Raw genomic sequence first — 25252 nt, 5'->3', positions numbered from 1 at the left:
CGGACACCGACCTCCGCGAGACCGTCGACGCCGTCTGGAGGATGGAGGCGGCCAAGATCGTCGCCACGCTGACCCGGGTGGTCGGCGACGTCGGGATGGCCGAGGACCTCGCCCAGGAAGCGCTGATCGAGGCGCTCGTCCAGTGGCCCGAAGCCGGGGTGCCGCGCAACGCAGGCGCGTGGCTCACCACCGTCGCCAAGCGCAAGGCCATCGATCAGTGGCGACGGCAGGAGTCGCTGGACGCCAAGTACGCCGTACTCGCCCGCGAGCTGGAGACCCACCTCGACGAACCGGCGTGGGACCCGGACCGCATCGACGACGACGTGCTGCGGCTGATGTTCATCTCCACTCACCCCGTGCTGTCACGGGAGAGCCAGATCGTGTTGACGTTGCGCGTGGTCGGCGGTTTGACCACCGAGGAGATCGCGCGGGCCTTCCTCACCTCGAAGGCGACGATCGCGGCGCGCATCACGCGGGCCAAGAAGACGCTGGCCGCCGCGGAGGTACCGTTCGAGGTGCCACCCCGCGACGAGTATCCGCAGCGACTGTCCGCGGTGCTCGCGGTGATCTACCTGATCTACAACGAGGGCTACTCCGCGTCCTTCGGGCAGCGCTGGATCCGCGACGAACTGTGCAGCGAGGCACTGCGACTGGGCCGAGTGCTGGCGGCGCTCACGGACACATCCCCGGGTCGCGCTGCTCCTGCCCGCCGGCCCGAACAACCCGAAGTGCACGGACTCGTCGCGCTGATGGAGTTCCAGTCCTCACGCTTCGCGGCGCGCACCGACAACGAAGGCCGGGCGATCCTGCTCGAGGACCAGAACCGGGCGAAATGGGACCGCGCGCAGATCCAGCGCGGCGTCGCGGAATTGCAAAAGGCCGCAGACGCCGTGCAGCGCAGAGGAACCGGCTGGGGACCGTACGCACTGCAGGCGGCGCTGGCCGAATGCCATGCCGTCGCGCCGACCGCCGGGGACACCGACTGGGCCCGCATCGTCACCCTGTACGACGGACTGATCCAGGTGGCCCCCTCCCCGGTCGTCGAACTCAACCGCGCGGTGGCCGTCGCGATGGCCTCCGGACCCGCCGAGGCGCTCGCCATCGTCGACGGCATCACCGGCCTCGAGGACTCCTATCTGCTGCCCAGCGTGCGCGGTGAGTTGCTGGCGCGGTCGGGCCGCCACGACGAGGCGGCCGAGGAGTTCGACCGGGCCGCGAAGCTCACCGACAACGAGCGCGAACGGGACGTGTTGACCGACAAGGCAGCTCGCGCGCGGTCGGGCTAGGCACCCGGCACGCCGGTCCTGGCCGCCACCGAATCCGCCGACGCCGTGTCGAACACGTCGATGGCGACGTCGGTGTCGCGGTAGCCGCCGATGTGGTGCAGGCCCGCGGTGGCGGCGATCACGTCGTTGGCGTGGTCGCCGCTCATCGGGTAGTCCTCGACACGGTGCCGCCAGTGCGCGGCGATCACGGTCGCGCCGTGTGACAGCAAGGGCACCTGCCGGTCGAGCACCGCCCGCAGGGTGGCCGGTTGCAGGTAGTAGCAGACCTCCGAGAGCACCACGAGATCGAATCGTGCCTGCGGCCATGGGCCGTCGATCGACTGGCGCAGCAGCGTCACCTGACGTCTGCGCTGCGCGGCGAGCAACCGACGGTGGGTGGCGTCGAGGGCACCGGTCGCGACGTCTGTGGCCGTCACGTGGTCGCACCGGCCGGTCAACAGTTCGGTGAGCACGCCGACCGAGCACCCCGGTTCGTAGGCGTGCCGGTACCGCGGATAGGGCAGCAGCGCCATCGTGATCGCGTACTTGCGGCGTTCGTACCACCTGCCCTGAAGCTGCCAGGGGTCGGCGGCACGGGCGTACAGGCGCTCGAAGTAGTCGTCAGGCAGTCGCGACGTCACCGGAACACCACCTCTCCCACCGTCAGCAACCGCGCGAGCACGTACGGCGGCAGCACCGCTTCCGGCCCATCCGGTTCGAATTGACTGTGGAAACACTGTGCCGCATCGACTTTACGCTGCGTTGCGGAGTGGGTCAGCGACGAGCGGCGGGCCCTGTGCCACGGCACCGTGGCATCGCCCGGTTCGGCCCAGTGCCACATCCACACCGGATACTCCAGCAGCACCGCACCAGTTCGGGAGGTCGCCTCGGCGGCCGCGCGGCCGACGGCCTCGTGGTCGGGGTGGCCGTCTCCGCGCCAGGTGGCCGCGCACCAGACGCCGGCCGGTTCGGCGGCCAGCACCTCGGTGAGTGCGTCGGCGACTCGGGCCTGATGAGCGGCGACGTCGCCGTCGGGCAGACCCAGCCGCATCGGTGCACCGATACCGAGTGCCGCTGCAGCGCAGCGCACCTCGTCGCGCCGGGTCTGCGCCAATGCCCTTCGCTGCGCCGCCGTCGCATCCGGGTGCGCGGCGTCGCCGTCGCTCACCGAGACCACCCGCACGGGTATTCCCCGCTCGGCCGCCGCGGCGATGGTGCCACCGAGGCCGAGGGTCTCGTCGTCCGGGTGCGGGGCCACCACCACCAGGCCCGGGCAGTGTTCCCACGTGAGTTCGGGGAACGCGAGATCGGCCGCGCGCCAGATCTCGGCCGCAGTGCCTCCTCCTGCGATCGGGCGCGCCGCGAACCGGGCCCCGTTGCTCACCGCTTCCCGGCCAACCGGCCCAGCGCTTCCAGGTCGCGTTCGGCGTGACTCTGGCGGACATAGACGGTCAGGTCCGCGACGTGGCGGGCATGGGCGGCATCCTGACTGAGCGGTGCGGGCCCCAACGCCCGGCCCGTCCGGGTGAGGACCTCCTCGACCGCGGTCTCCACGACGGCACGGCAGCGCCGGGCGGTCAGTTCGGCAGTGTTGTTCTTGTCGTCGGGGTCGGCGTCCACCTCGACCGCGGCCTGCGCCAGCGTCGCGGAGGCCGCGGTGAGCGCCGCATCCACCGCGCCGAGGTGGGCCAGCGTGTGCGGTTCCTCGCCGGTGGCGGCCGAATACAGCGGGGCGGCAACTGCTCTGGCGCCACCGAGCCAGCAGGCGGCGACCCCGATCGCCCCGTGCCAAAATCCTGGCCGGCGCAGGTACTCACCCGGTTCTCCCACGGCGATGGCCGGCACTCCGCTGAATTGCACTGAGCGGGTGTCGGATCCGGCCATCCCGGGGTTGCGCCAACTGCTCGGTAACGGCCGCACCCGATGATGGCGCAGGTCGACGGCGAACAACGCGCGGGTATCGTCGTCCACCCGCGCCGTCACCAGCGCGTGCGTGCACAGGCCTGCACCCGAACACCACACCTTGGTGCCGTGCAGTGCGAATCCGTCCCCGACCGGCTGGGCGCGCAGCACCGCGTCGCGGGATTCGGCAGCCCACACACCCCAGAGCTCGCCGGCCCGTACCTGCGGACCGTCGAGATCGGCCAGTATCGCCGCAGCGTCGCAGTGCGCTTCGGCCAGTCGCCCGGCCACCACGTCGAGTTCGGTGAGCTCGGCGAGTCGTCGCCAGCGCCGCGCTGTGTCGCCTCGGCCCGGTAGCGGCAGGTTCAGATCGCCCGCCGCCAGCCACCGCGCGAGTTGCGCCGGGATCATGCCGGCTCGCCGGTCTTGCGCCTCGGCACCGACAGGGCACGCAGATGCGAGGCGAACCCGCCCGGCGCGCGGGCGTCGCGGCGCGCGGACGTGACGACGCTCAGCGCCGCGTCGCGGCGGATGTGCCTGCCGGCCGCCTCGAACCGCTCGACGAGTTCGACGTCCTCGCCGGTCGGCAGCGCGCGGAAGCCGCCGACGGCCCAGTACGCGGCGGCGTTGAAGCCCATGTTCGCACCGTGAATGTGGCTGTGCCCGTTGCCCTTCCCGGAAATCTTGGCCTGATAGGCGCGCAGGTACCGCCGTGCCACCTCGGCGGGGAAGTGCCGCCAGTCGGGCACCCGGACCACACCGAGCACCATGTCGGCGTACGTCGCGGTCATCCGCAGCAGCCAGTCGGCGGGGACCAGGCTGTCCGCATCCGACGTGGCGTACCAGGTACGGGCCGGATCCGCCCCGCCGGACACCGACCGCGCATACTCGAATCCCGCGGCACGTGCGGCGCCGACGTTGCCCGCGTCGACCTCCACGAAATGCACGTCCGGGCCGAACCGCCCGGCCAATGCGGCACTGTCGTCGTCGCAGGCATCGAGCACCACCACCGTGAGCGCGGGCAACGGTGAGCACAGCGTCGCCGTCGCCAGAGCGCGCAGGGTCCTCGGCAAATTCGTTGCCTCGTCGTGGGCGGGTATCACCACCGCGATCTGCTCGAGCTCCGGCACCGCTGTTAATTAGCCCTTCGAGGTGTTTTCTACACCTGGCACGATGGCGGCCATGGTGCACGTGGACGCCGTCCTGTTCGACTTCTCCGGCACGCTGTTCCGGCTCGAGGAGGACGCGAGCTGGTTCGACGGCATGGTGATCGACGACCGCCGCATCGAATCCCACGCGCAGTCCGAGATCATGCGACGGCTCACGACCCCGGTGGAACTGGCGGTCCCGCTGACCCCTGAGGCGCACCACGCCTGGACGCAGCGAGACCTGGAGCCCGCGCTGCACCGCGAGGCCAACCTGCACGTGCTGCGCGCGTCGGGACTCGCCGACCACCACGCCGACGCGCTGTACGCCCGGCTGATCGACCCGGCGTGCTGGACGCCGTACCCCGACACCGCCGACGTGCTCGCCGCCCTGCGCGAACGCGGGGTCAAGACGGCGGTGGTGTCCAACATCCCGTTCGACGTCCGGCCGGCCTTCGAAGCCATCGGGGCCGTCGCCGACGAGTTCGTGCTGTCGTTCGAGGTGGGCGCCATCAAACCCGACGCCGCGATCTTCGCCGAGGCGCTCACCAGGCTGGATGTGGACGCCGCGAACACCGTCATGGTCGGCGACAGCGAGGAGGCCGACGGCGGCGCCCGCGCCCTGGGCTGCGGGTTCGTGCTCGTCGAGCCGCTGCCCACCGCGCAGCGGCCCGACGGCCTGCGCCGCGCACTGGCCGAGCACGGCCTGCCGGTCTGCGCGTAGCGTCGCGGCCATGTCAGGCAGCGAGCGAATCCGGCCGCCGTGGTGGCTGAAGTACGTGAACAAGGTGATGATCGCCGTGAACAGGACCGGCCTGCTCAAGGACGGCCCGGTGGTGCTGACGGTGACCGGCCGCAAGTCCGGCCAACCCCGGTCGACGCCGATCACCCCGTTCGAGGTGGACGGGCGTCGCTACGTCGTCGGCGGTCTCCCCGGCTCGGACTGGGTCCGAAACGCCCAGGCCAATCCCGACGCCGTGCTGCTGCGGGGCCGGACCCGCGAACCCGTGCGGATGGTCGAGCTGCCCGCCGAGGAGGCCCGGCCGCTGCTGAGGCAGTTCCCGGTGCTGGTGCCCACCGGCGTCGGCTTCATGAAGAACGCGGGCCTGGTCACCGGGCCGCACCCCGACGAGTTCGAGGCGCTGACCGGCCGCTGCCCGGTGTTCCGCCTCGATCCGGTGACGTAGCGTCTGACGCTGTGAGCGACAACCCCTTCGACCCGTCGGCCTGGCAGCCCGTGCCCGGGTTCGAGCTGTCCGACATCACCTACCACCGCCATGTCGTCGACGGCCGGCCGCAACCCACCGTGCGGGTGGCGTTCGACCGCCCCGAGGTGCGCAACGCGTTCCGGCCGCACACCGTCGACGAGCTGTACCGCGTGCTCGACCACGCCCGGATGTCACCCGACGTCGGGGTGATCCTGCTGACCGGCAACGGCCCCAGCCCGAAGGACGGCGGCTGGGCGTTCTGCTCGGGTGGCGACCAGCGCATCCGTGGCCGCACCGGCTATCAGTACGCCTCCGGCGAGACGGCCGACACCGTCGACGCGGCCAGGGCCGGGCGGCTGCACATCCTCGAGGTGCAACGGCTCATCCGCTTCATGCCGAAGGTGGTGATCTGCCTGGTCAACGGGTGGGCCGCCGGCGGTGGGCACAGCCTGCACGTGACGTGCGACCTGACGCTGGCCAGCCGGCAGCACGCGCGGTTCAAGCAGACCGACGCCGACGTCGGCAGCTTCGACGGCGGCTTCGGCAGCGCCTACCTGGCCCGCCAGACCGGTCAGAAGTTCGCGCGCGAGATCTTCTTCCTCGGCCGCGCCTACGATGCCGAGCAGATGCACGCGATGGGCGCGGTGAACGCCGTCGTCGATCACGCCGATCTCGAGGCCGAGGCGCTGCAGTGGGCGGTCGAGATCAACGGCAAGTCGCCGCAGGCGGTGCGGATGCTCAAGTTCTCGTTCAACCTCATCGACGACGGGCTGGTCGGTCAGCAGGTGTTCGCCGGTGAGGCAACGCGATTGGCGTACATGACCGATGAGGCCGTCGAGGGCCGCGATGCGTTCCTGGAGAAGCGCGACCCGGACTGGAGCGGGTTCCCCCGCTACTTCTGACGGCTGGGCTCGGCGCGCCGCCTAGACTTCGACAGTGATCAGAAGCTCGTTGCGCCGACTGTCCGAGAGCCTGCTGCTGGCCAGCATGCGGCCGCCGCTGACCGACCAGCTGATGCAGCGCGGTCCCCAGGTGAAGCTGGCGGGCAAACGGATCCTGCTGACCGGCGCATCGTCGGGCATCGGTGAGGCGGCCGCGGAGAAGCTGGCCCGACGCGGCGCCACCGTCGTCGTGGTGGCCCGCCGCCAGGACCTCCTCGACGCGGTCGCGCAACGGATCGTGGCCGCAGGCGGCGATGCCCGGGCGCGGGCCTGCGACCTGTCGGACCTCGACGCCGTCGACGAGCTGGTCGCCGAGGTGGAGCAGAAGCTCGGCGGAATCGACATCCTGATCAACAACGCGGGCAAGTCGATTCGCCGGCCGCTGGCCGAGTCCCTGGACCGCTGGCATGACGTCGAGCGCACGATGACGCTCAACTACTACTCGCCGTTGCGGCTGATCCGCGGCCTCGCGCCGGGCATGATCGAGCGCGGCGACGGCCACATCATCAACGTCTCGACGTGGGGTGTGCTGAGCGAATCGTCGCCCCTGTTCGCCGTCTACAACGCCTCCAAGGCGGCGCTGAGTGCCGTGAGCCGGGTCGTGGAGACCGAATGGGGCAGGGACGGCGTGCATTCGACGACGCTGTACTACCCGCTGGTGAAGACGCCGATGATCGCGCCGACCCGAGCCTACGACGGCCTGCCTGCGCTGAGCGCGTCCGAGGCCGCGGACTGGATGGTGACCGCCGCGCGCACCCGCCCGACCCGGATCGCGCCGCGCATGGCGGTCACCGCACACGCCGTCAACAGCTTCTCCCCCGCTGCCGTCGACGCGATCATGAAGCGCCAGCAGGTGCAACCGAACACCTGACCCGGTCAGGCCGTGGGCAGCGGGTGCTCGCGGTAGTCGTCGCGCAGCGCCTTCTTCAGCAGCTTCCCCGTTGCGGTGTGCGGCAATTCGGGAACGAACACCACGTCGTCGGGCAGCCACCACTTGGCGACCCGCTCGCTGAGGTAGGCGAGCACGCTGTCCCGGTCGACGTCGTGGCCGGGACGCCTGACCACCAGCAGCAGCGGTCGCTCCTGCCACTTCGGGTGCGGCACACCGATGATCGCGGCCTCCGCGACGCCCGGGTGATCCATCACCGCGTTCTCCACGTCGATCGAGGAGATCCATTCCCCGCCGGACTTGATCACATCCTTGGCGCGGTCGACGAGATGCAGAAAGCCGTCGGGGTCGATGGTCGCCACGTCGCCGGTGTCGAAGTAGCCCTCCTCGTCCAGCGGAGAACCGCCTTCACCCCTGTAGTAGCCGGAGGCGATCCAGGGGCCGCGGACCCGGAGATTGCCGAATGCGGTGCCGTCCCAGGGCAACGGCACTCCGTCGTCGTCGACGATCTTGAGGTCTACGCCCCAGACGCCCCGGCCCTGTTTCAATTTGACCTCGACGAGTTCGTCTCCGGAGCACTCGGCATGCTTGGGCAGCAGCTTGTTGACCACACCGATCGGGCTGGTCTCTGTCATCCCCCAGCCCTGCACCACCTCGACACCGAAATCGTTCTCGAAGCGTTCGAGCATCGCCCTCGGCACTGCCGAGCCGCCGATGCCCACTCGCGCGAGCGGCAGTGACGCCGGATCGATCTCAGGGTGATCGTCCAGATAGCCGAGCAACATCAGCCACACGGTCGGAACACCCATGGAGAACGTCACCCCCTCGTCGCGCATGAGCTCGTAGACGCTCTTGCCGTCGAGGTACGGACCCGGCATCACCACTTTGGCGCCGACCATCGCCGCCGCGTACGGCGCGCCCCAGGCGTTGGCGTGGAACATCGGAACGATGAGCATCAGCGTCTCACCGGAGTGCAGCCCGAAGGTGTCGGGCGCCAGTTCCATCAGCGAGTGCAGCACCGTCGACCGGTGAGAGTAGAGGACGCCCTTGGGATTACCTGTGGTGCCCGAGGTGTAGCAAAGCGACGACGCGGTGCGTTCGTCGAACTCCGGCCAGGTGAACTCGTCGGGCTGGCGGGCGAGGAGATCGTCGAAGGCGAGCAGGTTCGGCACATCCACCGCCGGTAGCTGATCGCCACTGCACAGCGCGACGTACGTCGTCACGGACCCCATTCGCGGCGCGAGCTTCTCGACCAGCGGCGCGAAGTCCACGTCGAACAGCAGCACCCGGTCCTGTGCGTGGTCGACGATGTACTCGATCTGTTCGGGGAAGAGCCGCGGATTCACCGTGTGTAGCACGGCGCCCGAGCCCGAGACGCCGAAGTACAGCGCGAGGTGCCGGTGGGTGTTCCAGGCCAGCGTGCCGACCCGGTCGCCGGAACCCACGCCCAGCTCCGCCAGGGCGTTGGCGACGCGGCACGCGTCCGCGCGCACGCCGCGCCAATCGGTGCGGTGCGTGCCACCCCCGGGGAGCCGCGAGACGATCTCGGTGTCCGGGTGGAAGGTTGCCGCGTGCTCGATCAGCGAGGAGATCAGCAGCGGATGCTCTTGCATCAATCCATACACGACGGTGCCCCCATCGATTGCCGTGCCGAACGGCTCGGGCAAACAATGGTGGCACCGTTGGGCGCCGTGCGGGCGGATTCGGGCTTTTGTCCGGGTGGTAGACACGACCCATGGAGATCCTGGCCAGCCGGATGCTGCTCCGCCCGGCGGACTATCAGCGGTCCTTGGCGTTCTACCGCGATGAGATCGGCCTGGCGATCGCCCGGGACTACGGCGCGGGCACGGTCTTCTACGCCGGCCAGTCACTCATCGAACTGGCCTCACACGGCGGTCCGGACGCCTGCGGGACGATGTGGCTGCAGGTCCGCGACGTCCACGCGACGCAGGCCGAACTGACCGGCCGCGGCGTGCCGATCGCCCGCGAGGCCCGCCAGGAGCCATGGGGACTGCACGAGATGCACGTCACCGACCCCGACGGCGTCACCCTGATCTTCGTCCAGGTCCCCGAAGACCATCCGCTGCGCCGCGACACCAGAGACTGACGCCGGATCGGTCAGCGTGCGGGCGCCGCCAGCGGCCATCCCACCGAGGCCAGCCGGGAGGCCACCTGGTGGATCTCCTCGGGATTGGGCTCCTTGTCGATGACGGCCTGCACTGCGGCGCGGATCTCGGCCTCGGTCACGGAGTCCGATTCGGTGGACCGGAGCACGGACTGGGCGGCCTTGACCACCTCGTCCTCCGACAGCGAGCGCTTCAGCAGCGCGAGCAGCGGGAAGTAGTCCTTCTGCGGCACCCCCTGCGGGTAGCCGTCGTGCAGCCACGCGAGCACATTGTCCAGAACGCCTTGGTTCTCTGTCATCGCTTGTGCCTCACTTAGCCGGGATGAACGGGACGGGATTGAATCCGAAGTGGTGCTCGATCGTGGTCCGGGTGATCCACAGCAGTGCGATGACGATCACCGCGGCGACCACGGTGAACAGTGCGAGGCCGAGGAACTTCAGCGCCGGGTTGGGCGCCCGGGTGGTGCCGTCCGCCTCGACGTTGCCCGCTCCGGCCGAGTAGGCCACCAGGCCGTAGGCGAAGATCGCGGGCAGACCGGCGCCGAGGATGAGACCGATCACCAACACCTTGAGGACGCTCTCCAGATAGATCATGGGGTTTCCTGTTCTCGCCGTCAGACCGTCGCGGCGGGCTTGGTGGACTCGGTCGCCTCGCGCAGCTCCGCGGGGACCACGGAGTTCGTGGTGTCGTCCCAGTCGGCGTTGACGTTGCTGTGGTCGACCTTCTGCTGCTGGGCACGCCACCACATGTAGGCGGACAGACCGACCAGGATCAGGAAGATCAGGCCGTCACCCACCAGCTGTGTGGTGAAGCCGGCGACGGTGTGGGAGATCCAGAACGACAGTGCGCCAACGAGTCCGGCCGCGGGGAGCGTGACCAGCCAGGCCAGCGCCATCCGTCCGGCGACCGCCCAGCGCACCTGGGCGCCCGGCTTGCCGACGCCGCTGCCCAGGATCGAACCGGTGGCCACGTGGGTGGTGGACAGCGCCATGCCCGCCGCGCTCGAGCTGAGGATGATCGCGGCCGACGACGCCTCGGCGGCGAAGCCCTGCGGCGACTCGATCTCCACGAGTCCCTTGCCCAGGGTGCGGATGACGCGCCAGCCACCGAGGTAGGTGCCGAGGCCGATCGCGATGGCGCAGGAGGCGATGATCCAGAACGGCAGGCCGTTCTCCTTCACGTCGCCGGTGAGGTGGCCGGTGGTGATGAGTGCGAGCGCGATGACGCCCATCGTCTTCTGCGCGTCGTTGGTGCCGTGCGACAGGGCGACGAGCGACGCGGTGGCGATCTGGCCCCAGCGGAAGCCGTCCTCGCGGCGCTTCGCGAAGACCTTCCGGGTGATCCGGTAGACCAGCCAGGTTCCGCATCCCGCGACGAGGCCGGCGATCACCGGCGCCGCGACGGCGGGGATCAGCACCTTCTGCGTGACGCCCGCCCAGTTGATGCCTGCGAGTCCGACGGCGGCCAGGCCCGCGCCGATGAGGCCGCCGAAGAGTGCGTGCGAGGAACTCGACGGAATGCCGAACAGCCACGTCAACAGGTTCCACAGGATGCCGCCGATGAGGCCGGCGAAGATGATCGTCAGGCCCATCGACGCGTCGATGTTCGGCAGCAGCGTGCCGGTCTTGCTGTCCTGGATCTTCAGCACCGAGGTGGTGACGGTGAGGGCCACCTCGACCGACAGGAACGCGCCGACGAGGTTGAGCACCCCGGCCAGCAGCACCGCCGTCTTCGGCTTCAGCGCCCGGGTCGCGATCGAGGTCGCCATCGCATTCCCGGTGTCGTGGAACCCGTTGGTGAAGTCGAACGCCAGTGCTGTTGCTATCAGCAGCACCAGGATGATCAGCTCTGAGCTCATGCCGTTGATTCTGAGGGACTCTCAGCGAAATCCGCTAACGACGCGCGCCCGTAAACCGGTGGATGAGCAGGGGCTTTACCTGATCCCGAGAGCTGTTCACCTGATGTTCATCCGGCGTCTCCCCATCGGACGCACAGCAAGCTCCCAGCTTGGGTCCGGACGCCCGATTTGCGGGTTCGGCACTACCATCGAAGCAACCGAACGTCGTCGGAAGTGACAGCCGAAGTGACACCGTGACCAAGTTCCTGGCGAAGATCGCCGCGTGGATCACCGCGGGCTATCCCGAGGGTGTGCCCGGGCCCGACCGGGTGCCCCTGCTGGCGCTGCTGCGCCGTCGTCTCTCCGACGACGAGGTCCGCACCCTCACGCAGGATCTCATCGATCGCGGCGAGTTCGACCACGTCGACATCGGAGTCCTCATCACCCAGTTCACCGACGAACTGCCCGTACCCGAGGACATCGAGCGGGTCCGGTCCCGGCTGGCCGAACAGGGCTGGCCACTCGACGATGCGCGTGACGCCGGGGAGGACGAATAGCCGTCCTGCGCGCCCTGCCGATCGGCCTTGGCGATTCGGCCACCTCGGTCCTGCCCGACGTGGCGGACGCGCTGGCAGGCCGCGGCGCCGCCCTGCTACCGGTGCCCGCTCACGACGATCGCCAGACCGCCGTGCTGACAACGGCTTTGCGTGCCGGCGAACCGATCGACGACGACGTCGCCGTGGTGGTGGCCACGTCGGGCACCACGGGCACGCCGAAGGGGGCGATGCTGACCGCCGCGGCGCTGGTCGCGAGTGCCGAGGCGACGCATCTCCGGCTGGGCGGCGCCGGTCGCTGGCTGCTCGCCCTGCCCGCCTATCACGTGGCGGGCCTGCAGGTGCTGGTCCGCAGCGTCGTCGCGGGCGCGGATCCGGTCGCGGTGCCTGCGGACGTCGATCCGGCCGACCTGCCCGCCGCGGTGCGGGCGATGGGTTCCGGCCGACGCTATGCCTCAGTGGTGGCCGTGCAGTTGGATAAGGCGCTGCGCTCACCGGCCGCGGCAGCGGCACTGGCCGAGCTGGACGGTGTCCTGGTCGGCGGTGGACCGATGCCCGCCGGCCTGGCCGAACGCGCTGCGGCCGCAGGTGTTTCGGTGGTGCGGACGTACGGCATGAGCGAGACCGCCGGCGGCTGCGTGTACGACGGCCTGCCGCTCGAGGGAGTGCGGTTGCGACTCGACGACTCGCGCGTCGTGCTGGGCGGCGCCACGGTGGCCAAGGGCTACCGCAATCCTGTGCAGCCCGACCCGTTCGCCGAGTCCGGCTGGTTCCGCACCGACGACGTCGGCGCCATCGACGACTCGGGCCGGCTTCGTGTGCTCGGCCGGGTCGACGACGCGATCAGCACCGGCGGGCTCACGGTGCTGCCGCAACTGGTGGAGTCGGCCCTCGCCACTCACGCCGCCGTCGCGGACAGCGCGGTCTTCGGCGTGCCCGACGACAGGCTGGGTCAGCGCGTTGTGGCGGCAATCGTCCTCACCGCCGGTGCTGCCCCGCCGTCGGTCGCCGACCTGCGCGAACACGTCGCACAGACACTCGACGTCACCGCAGCGCCCCGTGAGGTGCACGTCGTGGAGGACCTGCCCCGCCGCGGCATCGGCAAGCTGGACCGGCGCGCGCTGGCGGCCAGGTTCGCCTGACGGACGGCATAATCGGTTGGCGCGCTCCGGCATGATGGACGCATGCGCCGAGAAGTGACCACCGTCGACGAGCTCCGCGCGATCGTCGGACACCCCAACTCTTTCGTCGCCAATAAAGTGAGCCCCCGGCTCTCCGACGTGCACCAGAACTGGCTCAGCGCGGCGCGCCTCGGGTTCGTGGCCACCTACGACGCCGACGGCCGGGTCGACGTGTCGCCGAAGGGTGATCCGGCCGGCTTCGTGCACATCATCGACTCCTCGACGATCGCGATCCCGGAACGGCCGGGCAACAAGCGCGTCGACGGCTACCTCAACGTGCTGGAGCGGCCGCGGGTCGGCTCGGTGTTCGTCATCCCCGGTCGTGGCGACACGCTTCGCGTCAACGGCAGCGCCAGGGTGCTCGCGGACGCCGACTACTTCGACGCGCTGGCGGTGAAGGGGAAGCGGCCGATCCTCGCGCTGGAGATCGACGTCGAGGAAGTGTTCTTCCACTGCTCCAAGGCTTTTCTGCGGTCGGACGCGTGGAAGCCGGAGAGCTGGACACCCGATGTCGTGCCGTCGGTGGCGCAGCTCGCCAAGACGTTCAAGCCGACGCTGAGCCAGGAGGAGCTGGACGATTACTACAGCGAGGACAGCCTCCGCAAGATGCTCTACTGACCGACTCAGGGGGCGACGGACGCGCGCAGGATGCCCGGCGGCGCGGGCGTCAGCACCGTCGACAGCCGGTCGAGGCCGACGGGGTCGGCCACCACGTCGGCCCACGGGTAGCGGCCGCGCGTCCGCTCCAGGAACCGCACCGCCTGCTCGAGGTGCCGCGGCTCGTAGTTGTGCACCCCGGTGATCGTGAGCCACTGCCGTACAACACGTTCGGGGTCCACTTCCACAGCGGGGGCGGGTAGCACCGAGCCGGCGAGCACCAGCACTCCTCCGACGTCCAGCCTGCCGAGCGCCGCGGACACGGCGGTCGACGCACCGGAGAAGTCGATCGCCACGTCGATCCGTCCGCCTGTGTCGGGTGCTCCGCCGAAGCGCCCGGCCAGTTCCCGGCGGCGCGGGTCGATGTCGGCGACCCGCACGTCGGCGCCGGCCTCGTCGCACGCCGCCGCGGCGGCCACTCCGAGCATTCCGGCGCCGCAGATCAACACCCGGCGCCCGGCGACGGGTCCGGCGGCCTCCAAGGCCGCCATCACGGTCGCCGTCGCGCAGGCCGCGGGGGCGGCGACCCGATCGGGTATCGATTCGGGGACAACGACGATCGTCGCACCGGCCGGCAGCACGATGTGGTCGGCGTAGCCGCCCGACAGCGGCCAGTCACCGTCGAACGATTCGTGTCCGACCTTGCGCACCGATGTGCACTTCGCCGTCCGGCCGCCGGCGCAGCGCGCACACCGCCCGCATGACACGGTCACCGACCAGACGACCCGCCGGCCCGCCATGGGACCCGTGACCACGTCGCCGACCGCCTCATGACCGAGCACCGACGGACACGGCCCCGGCCGCCGGCCCGAGACGGTGTGCAGATCGCTGCCGCACACCGTCGCCAGGCACACCCGCACCAAGGTGTCGCCCGGCCCGAGGTCGGGCACAGCGACCCGCCGCAGCTCGATGCCGTCGGCCGTCCACACCGCGGCCCGCGTCACACGAGGCGCGACCGGATCCATCCGGACAGCCTCTCGATCGCGTAGACGATCACGAAGATGACGAGCACGATCGCCCCGGCGACGTCGAAGTTCAGCGTGCGGATCGACTCGAAGAGCAGGTACCCGATGCCACCGGCGCCGACGATGCCCAGGATCGTCGACGTACGCACGTTCACGTCGAGCATGTAGAGGCTCGATCCCACGATCGCCGGCATCGCCTGCGGGATCACCGCCGCGAACACCGTCTTCCACCAGCCTCCGCCCACGGCCTGCACCGCCTCCAGCGGGCCGCGGTCGATCTCCTCGACCGCATCGGCGACCAGCTTGGCCAGGAAGCCGATCGAGGCGATGGCCAGCGCGCAGGTGCCGGCGACCGGCCCCAGTCCGAGGGCGGCGACGAACACGACCGCCAGGATGAGCTCCGGGACCGCACGCACGAGAAGGATCCAGCCACGTGCCACCCAGTACACCGCCGGATGCGGAGTCACGTTGCGGGCGGCCACGATTCCCACCGGTATCGACAGCACCACCCCGATGGCCGTCGACACGACTCCGATCGCCACGGTCTGCACCGCCGCCTCCCACAGGTCGGCGCCGAGGGCGTCGAAGTTCGGCGGGATCATCCGGGTGAACACCTCGATCGACGGGCCCACCCAGCTCAGCAGCGACAGCGGGTTGATCTCCAGCACGACCAGCGAGGCGAGCGTGGTCACCACGAGCAGGCCCGAGAACACGAATCGCATCACGCGGTCGCGCCGCGGGTTGCTCTGTGTCGGCGCCAGCAGCATGCTGCGGATCCAGATCGCGATGAGCTCCATCGCCGCGATGATCACCAGGATCACCAGCACGATGCCGAGCGCGCGCGGATAGATCAGGCCGCGCAACGCGTCCTGCAGGGCGAAGCCGATGCCGCCCGCGCCGACGAAGCCCAGCACCACCGACATCCGCAGGTTGATGTCGATGCGGTAGACGAAGGTGCCGATCCACGACGGGACCACCTGTGGCACCACCGCGTTGAGCATCTCGCGGAAGTAGCCGGCACCGGTGCTGCGCACCGCCTCCCGGGGGCCGGGATCGGTCTGCTCGATGGCGTCGGCGAACAGCTTCCCCAGCATGCCGATGGAATGCAGTGCCAGCGCCAGGATTCCGGGCAGCACCCCGATGCCGAGCGCGCGCACGAACAGCACCGCGAACAGCAGATCGGGCATCGCGCGGCAGAAGGTGATGAACCCGCGCGCGACGGCGTACACCGCGGGATGGGGCGTGGTGTTGCGGGCGGCCAGGAAAGCCAGCGGCACCGAGGCGACGGCGGCCAGCACCGTGCCGAGCACCGCCATCAGCAGGGTCTCGAAGGCCAGCATCCCGATGCGGCCGGGGTCGTCGACGCGGGGCGGCAGCATTCGCTCGACGAGTGCGGCCACCTTGTCGAAGCCGGCGACCAGTGTGACCGGGTCGAAGTCGATGAACCAGGCCGACGCCAGCGTCAGGACGGCGGCGCCGATCGCCACCGTCGGCAGCAGGCCGGGCCGCGGCGTTCGGCCGCCCGCGGTGCGCGCGGGTTCCGGTTCGGTGGGGCGGTCCTGGAGCGCGGTGCTCACGGTGCGCGGCGGGCGGCCGAGGAGTCCGCGTCCACGTCGAGGGCGGGGTCGACACGCTGGTAGATGGCCATCACTTCGTCGCGGGTCATGCCGACGGCGGGGCGGTCCAGCACCTTTCGGCCGTTGCGCAGCCCCACCATGCGGTGCGCCCAGCCCAGCGCCAGGTCGACCTGGTGCAGGGTGCACACGACGGTCAGCTTCTCCTCGATACAGACCCGGAACAGCAGATCCATGACGACGCCGGCGTTCTCGGGGTCGAGCGACGCGACGGGTTCGTCGGCCAGCAGCAGGCCGGGCTTCTGCATCAGCGTCCGCGCGATGGCCACCCGTTGCTGCTGACCGCCGGACAGCGTGTCGGCGCGGCGTTCGGCGAAGTCGGCCAGGCCGACCCGGTCCAGGTGTGCCAGCGCCTCGGCCCGCATCGTCTTCGGATACGTCAGAGCGCCGTAGCGGGGCAGGCCCAGCCGCCCCAGCCCGCCGATCAAGACGTTCTCCAGGCAGCTGAGCCGCCCGACGAGGTTGAAGTGCTGGAACACGAACCCGACGTTGCGCCGCAGCGCCCGCAACTGCGACCGGCTCGCCGTGTCCACCCGGGTGCCCCCGACATCCACCGTGCCGGAGGTGACCGGATGCAGGCCGTTGAGACAGCGCAGCAGCGTGGACTTGCCCGAGCCGGAGAGGCCGAGCAGTACCAGCAGTTCGCTGCGGCGCACCTCGACGGAGACGTCGTCGAGCGCCAGCGTGTCACCGAACCGCTTGGTGACGTTGAGCGCCTCGACCACCACCGCGTCGCCTGCCACGTCGGGATGGAGCAGATCGGTGGTGCTCATCGTCAGCTCTTGCACTTCTCGGAGCCGGTGACCTCGCACACCTTGCGCACCCCGTCGTAGGCCGAGTCGTCAACGGCGACAACGCCCCAGGCCCGCTCATCGGTGATCAGGCAGCCGTCGCCCTCGCAGAACCCCTCGCTCTGCATGACCTCGGCGTTGGCTTTCTCGGTGAACAGGCTCTTGAGCTTGTCGACGGCCTCGGTGCCGAGATCGTCGTTGGCCGCGAAGACCGACCCGGCGATCATCTCGGACTTCCAGACGGTCTTGAGGTCGCCGGGCGCCAGGTCGCCCTTCTCGACCATGGTCGTGTCGACCATGCTGTCGAAGGCGAAGCCGGCGTCGCAGTCACCCGACTTGATCGACAGCGCCGACGCATCGTGGCCGCCGGCGTAGATCGGCGTCATCGCCGCCGAGATGTCGGCCTCCGAACCGGATTTGATCACACCCTCCTCGATCAGACCGGCCGACGGGTACAGGAAGCCCGAGGTGGAGCTCGGGTCGACGAAGCACACCTTCTTGCCCGCGAAGTCCTTGAGGCCGTTGACCGATGCGTTGTCCGCCTTGGCCAGGCCGTAGGACTGGTAACCCGGCTCCGCGCCCTTCTCCTCGATGACGGCGCCCAGCGGGGTGATCTTGGCCCCGTTGAGTCCGGCGACGACGTAGGCGAACGGCCCGAAGAAGGCCAGGTCGACGTTGTCGGCGATCATCCCCTCCACCACGCCGGCGTAGTCGGAGGCCTGCACGAACTCCACCTTCGCGCCGGTCTCCTTCTCCAGCAGCTTGATCAGCGGTTCATAGCTGGCCTTGAGGTCCGCGGAGTTCTCCGCGGGCACGGCGGCCAACGTCAGCGTCTCGGGGAAACCCTGTCCGGTCTTGGCGTCGGAGCCGGAGTCCGACCCCGAACAACCCGACAGCGCAAGGGCGAACGAGGAGACCACCGCGGCGGCGGTGAGGGCGGAGCGGCGGGCACGGGTCTTCATCAGGAATCCTTCGGGCTGGAGGGTGGTCAGTTGGAGAGGAGGAGGGACGGCAGGTCGGCGACCGACCGGAGCACGTGGGTGGCGCCTGCGCCGCGCAGCGCCTGCTCGTCGTGCGCGCCGGTCAGCACGCCCGCGACCAGGCCGGCGCCGGCTCGACGGCCGGACAGGATGTCGCTGGCGGTGTCACCGGCGACGGCGACGTGGGCGACGTCGTCGACCCCGGCGCGCATCAGCGCGGTGAGCACCAGGTCGGGGTGGGGCCTGCCGCGGACGCCGTCGCCGGGGGCGATGGTGAGGTCGGCGATGTCCTCCCAGCCCAGCGCCGTCAGGATCCGGTGCTGGGTGCCGGGGCTGAACCCGGTCGTCAGCGCGACCTTCACCCCGGCCGACCGCAGCTGCGAGATGGCCTCCGCCGCACCGGTGATGGGCTGCACTCCGCCGTCGACATAGTGTTCGTAGGTCTTCTCGAAGGCCGCGTTGGCCTGTTGCGCGCGCTCCTCGGCGCCGAACAGAGCGCGGAAGACCTCGATCTTCGACTGGCCCATGGTGTCCAGCACGTAGCGCCGCGCGTACTCGCGATCCGCGCCGTCGACCGGCACACCGACCTCGGTGGCCGCCTCGTCGAAGGCACGGATGACCAGCCCGTCGTCGGCCACGGTGGTTCCGGCCATGTCGAGGACTGCCAGGGCGGGTGTCTGATTCGGCACACCGACACCTTGGGCCGCGGTACGTACGGCGAGGTACCGGTGAGCGGAACGCCGGGTGAACACCCGCTGGCCATTTGGTCTAGACCATGAGTGGGTACAGTGTCGAACCGTGACGGCCGTGCAGCCCCGCATCCTCAAGCACCAGATGGTGCGCGCCCACCTCGACCGCCTGCTCGACGGGATGACCGAGGGCGAGGCGTTCCCCTCCGAACGCGACCTCGCGGAGCGGTTCGACGTCGCCCGCGAGACGGTCCGCCAGGCGCTGCGCGAACTGCTGCTCGCCGGGCGCATCGAACGGCGCGGCCGCAGCACCGTGGTGTCCCGGCCGAAACTGGTGCAGCCGCTGGCGATGGGGTCCTACACCGAAGCGGCCCGCGCCCGCGGGCTGAGCGCCGAACGGCTGCTGCTCGGGTGGACCGACCTGGAGGCCGACGACGCGCTGGCCGCCCACCTCGCCGTCGACCCCGGCGCACAGGTGTGGCAGCTCGAACGGGTACTGATCGTCGACGGCTTCCGCATCGGACTGGAGACCACCTACCTGCCGGCGCAACGCTATCCGGGACTCGTCGACGGGTTCGACAGCCGGACGTCGCTGTACGCGGAGATCACCGCGCGCGGCATCGCGTTCACCCGCACGGCCGACACCATCGAGACCACGCTGCCCGACGCCCGCGAAGCGGCGCTGCTCGCCGTGGACGCCCGCACGCCGATGTTCCTGATCAATCGCGTCTCCTACGACCAGGACGACACGCCGATCGAACGGTGCCGGTCGCTGTACCGCGGGGACCGGATGACGTTCACCACCACCATGCGGGCCTGAGCGGCCCGGCCGGCGTCACCGAATGGTCAGGCCGCCGCTCCGGCACAACCCATAGGCTGGCGGTCGTGCGGGCGTATCGCAGAGAGGCGACCTCGGTCACCGTCGGCGTGCTGCTGCTGGTGGCCGCATTCGTCGTCCCGCACCTTCACCTCGACGTGGTGACCCCACTGCTGAACGCCACCCCGGAACGGTTCCGCAGCTTCGCCGCCACGTCACCGGTGTTCGGCTGGTGGGAAGCGCACACCGGTTGGGGCACCGTGCCGGCGATCGTCATCGCGCTCGCCGCGGTGCTGTGGGGACCGGCACTCGCGCAGCGGTTGCCGTGGCGGGTCCTGACCCTCGCCGTGTGGGCGACGTCCGCGGCGTGGGCGTTCGCGCTGGCCATGGTCGACGGCTGGCAGCGCGGTTTCGCCGGCAGGCTCACCGCGCGCCACGAGTACCTGCTCGAGGTGCCGCACGTCACCGACGCACCGGAGATGGTCCGCACGTTCGCCGGACGGATCCTGGACTTCCAGCCCGACTCCTGGATCACCCACGTGTCCGGTCACCCGCCGGGCGCGCTGCTGACCTTCGTATGGCTGGACCGCGTCGGTCTCGGCGGTGGCGGCTGGGCCGGGGTGTGGTGCGTGCTGGTCGGCTCGAGTGCGGCGGCGGCGATCATCGTGGCCGTCCGCGCGCTCACCGACGAGCACACCGCGCGGCTGGCTGCGCCGTTCGTGGCGGTCGCCCCGACGGCGATCTGGATCGCGGTGTCCGCCGACGGCTACTTCGCCGGGGTGGCGGCCTGGGGCCTCGCGCTGCTGGCGCTGGCCGTCCGCCGCACCGTGCGGTGGCCGGAGGTGGCCGCACTAGCGGCGGGCACGCTGCTGGGCTGGGGCATCTTCCTCAACTACGGCCTCGGGCTGATCGCGCTGCTCGCCGTCGCGGTGCTGGTCTGTGCGGCCGACTGGCGCAGCGCCCTGCGCGCGTTCGTGCCCGCCGTGCTCGCCGCACTCGCCGTGGTCGGCGCGTTCGCCATCGCCGGCTTCTGGTGGTTCGACGGCTACCACCTTGTGCAGGAGCGCTATTGGCAGGGTATCGCCGTCGAGCGGCCGTTCCAGTACTGGGGCTGGGCCAATTTCGCGTCGGTGATCTGCGCGATCGGCCTCGGCAGCGTGGCCGGGATCGGCCGGGTCTTCGACATCGCGGCGATCCGCCGTCGCTGCGGACTGCACATCGTGCTCATCGGCGCACTGCTCGCCATCGTCTGCGCGGACCTGAGCATGTTGAGCAAGGCCGAGACCGAACGCATCTGGCTGCCGTTCACGATCTGGCTGACCGCGGCCGGGGCACTGCTTCCGCCACGCGCGCAGCGGTACTGGCTCGCGCTCAACGTGCTCGGAGCACTGGCGCTGAACCACCTCATATTCACCAATTGGTGATTCGGCCCGCGGCAGTTTGGCGGCACTGCGGCCGGGTAGCCGACCGACATGTCTGAAGCCAACACCGCGCTCATCACCGGCGCCTCCAGCGGAATCGGATTCGAACTGGCGAAGCAATTCGCCCAGCACGGCTACGACCTGGTCGTCACCGCCGAGGACGACGGCATCAACGACGTGCCGGGCCGGCTCGCCGAATTCGGCGCCGCCGTCCAGGCCGTGCAGGCGGACCTGCGCACCGCCGACGGCGTCGAGCACGTCTACCACAGCGCGATCGAAGGCGGCCGGGTGCTGTCGGCCGCGGCGCTCAATGCCGGCATCGGCCGCGGCGGCAGGTTCATCGAGACCGAACTCGCCGACGACCTGAGCATCATCGACCTCAACGTCCGGTCCACCGTGCACCTGGCCAAACTGGTGTTGCGGGACATGGCGAATCGCGAGGAGGGCAAGGTGCTGTTCACCTCGTCGGTGGCGTCGATGATGCCCGGCTCATACCAGACCGTGTACAACGCGTCGAAGTCGTTCATCCAGTCCTTCGCCGAGGCGCTGCGCGACGAGTTGCGGGACACCTCCATCACGATCACCGCGCTGATGCCCGGCCCCACCGACACCAACTTCTTCCACCGCGCCAACCTCGACGGCGCTCCCGTCGGGAAGATGAGCAAGGACGATCCCGCGCAGGTCGCCCGCCAGGGTTTCGAGGCGCTGATGCGCGGCGACCAGAAGGTGGTCGGCGGCGGGGTGTCGTCGAAGATCATGGGCACTGTCAGCCGGGTGCTGCCCGACACGGTGAAGGCCGTGGGCAGCCGGCTGATCTCCGCTCCCATCAACCGGTGAGCGGCTGACGGATCGGTGACACGCTGCAGTTGACGGAGCCGGAAGCCGCGATGTGGGCGACAATGAACCGATGGCGAAGCGGCCGGAAGGCGGCCACCGTCCCCCGCGCTGGCGCAGTCCCCTGCGGGGGCTCTGGCTGACGTCGACGCTGGGCGCCGTCCTGCTGATCGCGCTGCCGATCATCACCCTGACCGGTCTGCTGTCCTACATCGCCTACGGGCCGCAGTTCGGCCAGGCCGCACCCGCCGACGTCGGATGGCTGAAGCTGCCGACCTTCGACTGGCCCACCGACCCCTCCTGGCTGTACCGCCTCAACCAGGGCCTGCACGTCGGGCTCGGCCTGATCATCGTGCCGGTGGTGCTGGCCAAGCTGTGGTCGGTGATCCCGAAATTGTTCGTCTGGCCGCCCGCCCGCTCGATCGCCCAATTGCTGGAACGGGTTTCACTGCTGATGCTGGTCGGCGGCATCCTGTTCGAGATCGTCACCGGCGTGCTGAACATCCAGTACGACTACATCTTCGGGTTCAGCTTCTACACCGCCCACTACTTCGGCGCCTGGGTGTTCATCGCCGGCTTCGTCGTCCACGTCGCGATCAAGCTGCCCAGGATGCTGGCCGGTCTGCGGTCGATGCCGATGCGCGAGGTGTTGCGCACCAGCCGCGCCGACACCCGGCCGGAGCGCTACGACGCCGACGGGCTGGTCTCGATCGACCCCGCGCCACCGACGGTGAGCCGCCGCGGCGCGCTCGCCCTCGTCGGCGGCGGCGCCCTGCTGGTCGCCGTGCTGACGGCCGGCCAGACCCTCGGCGGTGTCACCCGTCAGGCGGCCCTGCTGCTGCCGCGCGGCCGCAGCCGTGGGGACGGGCCCAACGACTTCCAGGTCAACCGCACCGCGGCCGCCGCGCGCATCACGGCCCAGAACACCGGCGCGGCTTGGCGGCTCACACTGCGAGGCGGACCCGCACCCGTCGTCCTCGACCTGGCGGCGTTGCGTGCGATGCCGCAGCACACCGCGCGGCTGCCCATCGCCTGCGTCGAGGGCTGGTCGACCACCGAGACCTGGACCGGCGTGCGGCTGCGCGACCTGGCGCAGCGGGCGGGCGTGCCGACCCCGGCGTCGGCCAGGGTGTTCTCGGTGGAACGCCGGGGCGCCTTCAATCGTGCTGCGCTGCAAGCCAACCAGGTCACACACCCCGACGCGCTGCTGGCGCTGCGGGTCAACGGCGCCGAACTTTCGCTCGATCACGGCTATCCCGCGCGGGTCATCGTGCCGGCGCTGCCGGGTGTGCACAACACCAAGTGGGTGTCCGGCATCGACTTCGTGAGGCGCTGAGATGGTCGCCCGGTTCCGTGCGGTGTACGGCTCGCATCCGCTGCACCTGCTCACGCTGATCGCCGGTTTCACGCTCTTCGGCGCGGTGATCGCGACGATCGGCTGGCGCGCGCTGTGGAATCCGAACGTGTGGTGGCAGTCGATCGCCGTGTGGTTCGCCGCCGCGGTGATCCTGCACGACCTGGTGCTGTTCCCGCTGTACGCGCTCGCCGACCGCGTGCTCACGATGACACGGCGCATCCCGGTACCCGTTCCGGTACTGAACCACCTACGCATCCCCGCGCTCGGCGCCGGGCTGACCCTGTTGATGTTCCTACCCGGCATCATCGCCCAGGGCGGGCCCGCGTACACCGCCGCCACCGGACAGACGCAGGAACCGTTTCTCGGCCGCTGGCTGCTGCTCACCGCCGCGATGTTCGGCGCGAGCGCCGTCGTCTACGGGGTCAGGCTGGCCACCACACGTCGATCCTCTACGGCGACACCAGAATAGCGACCACCCGACGGCCGACCGGATGGATCGACGCCAACGCCAGGCCCACTTCGTCGGCCAGCGCCGCCGCACAGTCGATGCCGACCGACGCCCACCGGAACCACGGCCCGATCGTCTCGGACGACTCGAGCCGCACCATGCGCGCACACACACCCGTTGCCAACGCGTCGAACTCGACCACACAGCGGCCGTCGGGACGCAGCAGCTCTGCCGCCCGGCGCAGCACCCGCCGCGGATCGCCGCCGAGGCCGACGTTGCCGTCGGCCAGCAGCGCCGTCTGCCAGCGCCCCGTACCGGGCAATTCGCCGAAGACGTCGCGCCGCAGCGCAGGCGCGCCGTTGCGGCGGGCCAGCTCCACCGCCGTCGCCGACTGATCCACACCGAGGGCGGGGATCCCACGCTTGATCAGGTCGACCACCAGACGCCCCGGCCCGCAACCCAGGTCGATCGTCGGCCCCTCGCACAGGTCGACGATCGCCTCGTCGAATGCCTGGTCGGCATGCCTGCCGCCGAGCCAGCTGCGCACCGGCAGGGTCCGCACATCTCCATCATCGCTTCTCAGCCAACATCGTTCGCCGTCCAGGGCGCGGTCGTAGAGGTTTCCCAGCATCGGCTACAGTCCCGCCGCCGCGGTCGCGAACGGGAACCTCGCGCCGGGGTGACAACGTCGCCGGACCGCGTCGACGTCCGCCGCGGTGTCGACGTCGGCGAGTTCGTCGACCATCGTGACCTCCAGTCCCTTGTGCTGTAGCGCCTGCCGGGTGAGCGCGCCGGTGTCGGACTGCGACATCGGCACCTGACGCAGGCAGTCGGCCGACGCCGCCGATCGCACGCCGAGCACCCACCAGCCGCCGTCGACGGCCATCCCCAACAACGCCTCGGCATCGAGCAGCCGGCCGGCGCAGCGGGTCAGCAGCTCGCCGGTGACCTGCGGGGTGTCCATGCCGATCTGCAGCACCGGGGCGCCGTCCGTTGCGGCGGCCGCATCGGCGTGGGCGTTGGCTAGCCGGTCGGCGAACGTGTCACCGCGCTGCGCGATGACCGTGAAGTCGGCCAGCCGTTCCCTGATCTCGGCACTGCAGGCGGCGCTGTCGAGGTCACCAGTCAGCGCGACCACCCGTGACCGCACGCCGGCCAGGCACACCGCGTCGAGCGTGTCGAGCAGCGCCGCCGCGGCGACGACCGCGGCGAGATGGTTGCCGATCGTGTGCGCCAGCCGCGTCTTGGCCAGGCCGGGCACCGGGGCCTTGGCCATCACCAGCAGCGTCACCGGGATCACGAGATCCTCTTCCAGAAGTCGAGCCCGGCGACCACACTGCCGCGCAGCGAGCCGCTGACCTTGGACCTGCCCCCGGTGCGCGGCCCGTAGGAGACGTCGCATTCGGTCACTCGCCAGCCCGCAGCGGCAGCTCGGACCAGCAGTTCCACCGGGTACCCGGAACGCCGATCGACGACACCCAGCGCCAGCAGGGCGTCGCGGCGCGCGACCCGCATCGGCGCGATGTCGTGCACGGCCAGCCCGTGCCGCTGCCGCAGCCGCCAGCACACCGCCGCCGTTCCCAGCCGGGCGTGCCACGGCCAGCGCAGCCC

At 70.3% G+C, this 25252-nt stretch carries 30 protein-coding genes; 14 read left to right on the top strand and 16 right to left on the bottom strand.

Going from position 1 to position 25252, the window contains the following annotated elements:
* The first annotated feature begins 41 nt into the window (after positions 1-41).
* The gene (locus tag H7I41_RS22260; protein WP_264014814.1) at positions 42-1286 is read left to right on the top strand and encodes an RNA polymerase sigma factor; all 1245 of its coding nucleotides are present in this window, start codon (positions 42-44) and stop codon (positions 1284-1286) included.
* On the opposite strand, the gene H7I41_RS22255 is transcribed toward H7I41_RS22260, so the two are convergent.
* Genes H7I41_RS22255 through H7I41_RS22240 form a run of 4 tightly spaced genes read right to left on the bottom strand, consistent with a single transcriptional unit; the run spans position 1283 to position 4297 of the window.
* Positions 1283-1906 carry an SAM-dependent methyltransferase gene (locus H7I41_RS22255; RefSeq protein ID WP_264014794.1) on the bottom strand — a complete coding sequence of 208 codons (624 nt, stop codon included), beginning with the start codon at positions 1904-1906 and terminating at the stop codon, positions 1283-1285. The two genes, H7I41_RS22260 and H7I41_RS22255, sit on opposite strands and share 4 nt — an antisense overlap.
* Positions 1903-2649 carry a PIG-L deacetylase family protein gene (locus tag H7I41_RS22250; RefSeq protein WP_264014793.1) on the bottom strand — a complete coding sequence of 249 codons (747 nt, stop codon included), beginning with the start codon at positions 2647-2649 and terminating at the stop codon, positions 1903-1905. The genes H7I41_RS22255 and H7I41_RS22250 overlap by 4 nt, the downstream gene beginning before the upstream one ends.
* A complete protein-coding gene (locus H7I41_RS22245; RefSeq protein ID WP_264014792.1) occupies positions 2646-3578 on the bottom strand; it encodes an acyl-CoA dehydrogenase family protein in 933 nt (310 codons plus the stop codon). The genes H7I41_RS22250 and H7I41_RS22245 overlap by 4 nt, the downstream gene beginning before the upstream one ends.
* Positions 3575-4297, bottom strand: coding sequence for a glycosyltransferase family 2 protein (locus tag H7I41_RS22240; protein WP_264014791.1), 723 nt, complete (start codon positions 4295-4297; stop codon positions 3575-3577). Before H7I41_RS22240 ends, H7I41_RS22245 begins: the two co-directional genes overlap by 4 nt.
* A 52-nt stretch (positions 4298-4349) precedes the next feature.
* Here H7I41_RS22240 and H7I41_RS22235 point away from each other — a divergent pair, with 52 nt between their 5' ends.
* From H7I41_RS22235 to H7I41_RS22220, 4 genes are read left to right on the top strand one after another with little or no spacing between them, the layout of a single operon-like run.
* Positions 4350-5036 carry an HAD family hydrolase gene (locus tag H7I41_RS22235; protein WP_372503786.1) on the top strand — a complete coding sequence of 229 codons (687 nt, stop codon included), beginning with the start codon at positions 4350-4352 and terminating at the stop codon, positions 5034-5036.
* A gap of 10 nt (positions 5037-5046) precedes the next feature.
* A complete protein-coding gene (locus tag H7I41_RS22230; protein WP_264014789.1) occupies positions 5047-5499 on the top strand; it encodes a nitroreductase family deazaflavin-dependent oxidoreductase in 453 nt (150 codons plus the stop codon).
* An 11-nt stretch (positions 5500-5510) separates the two neighbouring features.
* Positions 5511-6422 (top strand): 1,4-dihydroxy-2-naphthoyl-CoA synthase, encoded by a 912-nt coding sequence (locus H7I41_RS22225; RefSeq protein ID WP_264014788.1) that lies wholly within the window; start codon positions 5511-5513, stop codon positions 6420-6422.
* Positions 6423-6456: 34 nt separating this feature from the next.
* Complete coding sequence (locus H7I41_RS22220; RefSeq protein WP_264014787.1) at positions 6457-7332, top strand: SDR family oxidoreductase; 876 nt, start codon at positions 6457-6459, stop codon at positions 7330-7332.
* Between the two features lie 5 nt (positions 7333-7337).
* Here the strand turns inward: H7I41_RS22220 and H7I41_RS22215 are convergent, their stop codons facing one another.
* Entirely contained in the window at positions 7338-8975 is a 1638-nt protein-coding gene (locus H7I41_RS22215) for a long-chain-fatty-acid--CoA ligase (RefSeq protein ID WP_264014786.1), read from the bottom strand.
* Between the two features lie 110 nt (positions 8976-9085).
* On the opposite strand from H7I41_RS22215, the gene H7I41_RS22210 reads away from it, so the two are divergent.
* Positions 9086-9457 (top strand): VOC family protein, encoded by a 372-nt coding sequence (locus H7I41_RS22210; RefSeq protein WP_264014785.1) that lies wholly within the window; start codon positions 9086-9088, stop codon positions 9455-9457.
* Between the two features lie 11 nt (positions 9458-9468).
* On the opposite strand, the gene H7I41_RS22205 is transcribed toward H7I41_RS22210, so the two are convergent.
* From H7I41_RS22205 to H7I41_RS22195, 3 genes are read right to left on the bottom strand one after another with little or no spacing between them, the layout of a single operon-like run.
* The gene (locus H7I41_RS22205; RefSeq protein WP_264014784.1) at positions 9469-9774 is read right to left on the bottom strand and encodes a DUF3349 domain-containing protein; all 306 of its coding nucleotides are present in this window, start codon (positions 9772-9774) and stop codon (positions 9469-9471) included.
* Positions 9775-9784: 10 nt separating this feature from the next.
* A complete protein-coding gene (locus H7I41_RS22200) occupies positions 9785-10069 on the bottom strand; it encodes a hypothetical protein (protein WP_264014783.1) in 285 nt (94 codons plus the stop codon).
* Between the two features lie 20 nt (positions 10070-10089).
* Positions 10090-11334 (bottom strand): inorganic phosphate transporter, encoded by a 1245-nt coding sequence (locus H7I41_RS22195; RefSeq protein ID WP_264014782.1) that lies wholly within the window; start codon positions 11332-11334, stop codon positions 10090-10092.
* Between the two features lie 233 nt (positions 11335-11567).
* Between H7I41_RS22195 and H7I41_RS22190 the strand changes: the two genes are divergently transcribed.
* Genes H7I41_RS22190 through H7I41_RS22180 form a run of 3 tightly spaced genes read left to right on the top strand, consistent with a single transcriptional unit; the run spans position 11568 to position 13666 of the window.
* The gene (locus H7I41_RS22190; RefSeq protein ID WP_264014781.1) at positions 11568-11870 is read left to right on the top strand and encodes a DUF3349 domain-containing protein; all 303 of its coding nucleotides are present in this window, start codon (positions 11568-11570) and stop codon (positions 11868-11870) included.
* Between the two features lie 50 nt (positions 11871-11920).
* Positions 11921-13009 (top strand): o-succinylbenzoate--CoA ligase, encoded by a 1089-nt coding sequence (gene menE, locus H7I41_RS22185; protein WP_264014813.1) that lies wholly within the window; start codon positions 11921-11923, stop codon positions 13007-13009.
* Positions 13010-13051: 42 nt separating this feature from the next.
* A complete protein-coding gene (locus H7I41_RS22180; protein WP_264014780.1) occupies positions 13052-13666 on the top strand; it encodes an MSMEG_1061 family FMN-dependent PPOX-type flavoprotein in 615 nt (204 codons plus the stop codon).
* 5 nt (positions 13667-13671) lie between these two features.
* Here H7I41_RS22180 and H7I41_RS22175 read toward each other — a convergent pair whose 3' ends face one another.
* Genes H7I41_RS22175 through H7I41_RS22155 form a run of 5 tightly spaced genes read right to left on the bottom strand, consistent with a single transcriptional unit; the run spans position 13672 to position 18764 of the window.
* The gene (locus tag H7I41_RS22175) at positions 13672-14670 is read right to left on the bottom strand and encodes a zinc-binding dehydrogenase (protein ID WP_264014779.1); all 999 of its coding nucleotides are present in this window, start codon (positions 14668-14670) and stop codon (positions 13672-13674) included.
* On the bottom strand, positions 14646-16247 hold the full coding sequence (gene phnE, locus H7I41_RS22170; protein ID WP_264014778.1) for a phosphonate ABC transporter, permease protein PhnE: 1602 nt from the start codon (positions 16245-16247) through the stop codon (positions 14646-14648). The genes H7I41_RS22175 and phnE overlap by 25 nt, the downstream gene beginning before the upstream one ends.
* Positions 16244-17077 (bottom strand): phosphonate ABC transporter ATP-binding protein, encoded by an 834-nt coding sequence (phnC, locus tag H7I41_RS22165; protein ID WP_264014777.1) that lies wholly within the window; start codon positions 17075-17077, stop codon positions 16244-16246. Before phnC ends, phnE begins: the two co-directional genes overlap by 4 nt.
* 2 nt (positions 17078-17079) lie before the next feature.
* On the bottom strand, positions 17080-18057 hold the full coding sequence (locus tag H7I41_RS22160) for a phosphate/phosphite/phosphonate ABC transporter substrate-binding protein (RefSeq protein WP_264014776.1): 978 nt from the start codon (positions 18055-18057) through the stop codon (positions 17080-17082).
* Between the two features lie 26 nt (positions 18058-18083).
* Entirely contained in the window at positions 18084-18764 is a 681-nt protein-coding gene (locus H7I41_RS22155) for a phosphonatase-like hydrolase (protein WP_264014775.1), read from the bottom strand.
* Positions 18765-18909: 145 nt separating this feature from the next.
* On the opposite strand from H7I41_RS22155, the gene H7I41_RS22150 reads away from it, so the two are divergent.
* The 5 genes from H7I41_RS22150 to H7I41_RS22130 all read left to right on the top strand — a co-directional run bounded on the left by H7I41_RS22150 (position 18910) and on the right by H7I41_RS22130 (position 23662).
* Positions 18910-19584, top strand: coding sequence for a GntR family transcriptional regulator (locus H7I41_RS22150; RefSeq protein ID WP_264014812.1), 675 nt, complete (start codon positions 18910-18912; stop codon positions 19582-19584).
* A gap of 65 nt (positions 19585-19649) precedes the next feature.
* The gene (locus tag H7I41_RS22145) at positions 19650-21005 is read left to right on the top strand and encodes a hypothetical protein (RefSeq protein ID WP_264014774.1); all 1356 of its coding nucleotides are present in this window, start codon (positions 19650-19652) and stop codon (positions 21003-21005) included.
* 48 nt (positions 21006-21053) lie between these two features.
* Positions 21054-21839, top strand: a complete 786-nt coding sequence (locus H7I41_RS22140; RefSeq protein WP_264014773.1) for an SDR family NAD(P)-dependent oxidoreductase — start codon at positions 21054-21056, stop codon at positions 21837-21839.
* A gap of 70 nt (positions 21840-21909) precedes the next feature.
* On the top strand, positions 21910-23172 hold the full coding sequence (locus H7I41_RS22135; protein WP_264014772.1) for a molybdopterin-dependent oxidoreductase: 1263 nt from the start codon (positions 21910-21912) through the stop codon (positions 23170-23172).
* A 1-nt stretch (position 23173) separates the two neighbouring features.
* On the top strand, positions 23174-23662 hold the full coding sequence (locus H7I41_RS22130) for a hypothetical protein (protein WP_264014771.1): 489 nt from the start codon (positions 23174-23176) through the stop codon (positions 23660-23662).
* On the opposite strand, the gene H7I41_RS22125 is transcribed toward H7I41_RS22130, so the two are convergent.
* The 3 genes from H7I41_RS22125 to H7I41_RS22115 form a co-directional block, all read right to left on the bottom strand.
* The gene (locus tag H7I41_RS22125; RefSeq protein WP_264014770.1) at positions 23643-24272 is read right to left on the bottom strand and encodes a methyltransferase domain-containing protein; all 630 of its coding nucleotides are present in this window, start codon (positions 24270-24272) and stop codon (positions 23643-23645) included. The two genes, H7I41_RS22130 and H7I41_RS22125, sit on opposite strands and share 20 nt — an antisense overlap.
* 3 nt (positions 24273-24275) lie before the next feature.
* Complete coding sequence (locus H7I41_RS22120) at positions 24276-24917, bottom strand: TIGR04282 family arsenosugar biosynthesis glycosyltransferase (RefSeq protein ID WP_264014811.1); 642 nt, start codon at positions 24915-24917, stop codon at positions 24276-24278.
* A gap of 20 nt (positions 24918-24937) precedes the next feature.
* On the bottom strand, positions 24938-25252 hold a 315-nt coding region (locus H7I41_RS22115; protein ID WP_505011370.1), incomplete at its 5' end, for a glycosyltransferase family protein.

Source organism: [Mycobacterium] manitobense (genome assembly GCF_025821665.1).
GTDB classification, from domain to species: Bacteria; Actinomycetota; Actinomycetes; order Mycobacteriales; family Mycobacteriaceae; genus Mycobacterium; species Mycobacterium arseniciresistens.
Note: the sequence above shows the minus strand (reverse complement) of the source record. Positions and strands in the feature narration are given on the sequence as shown.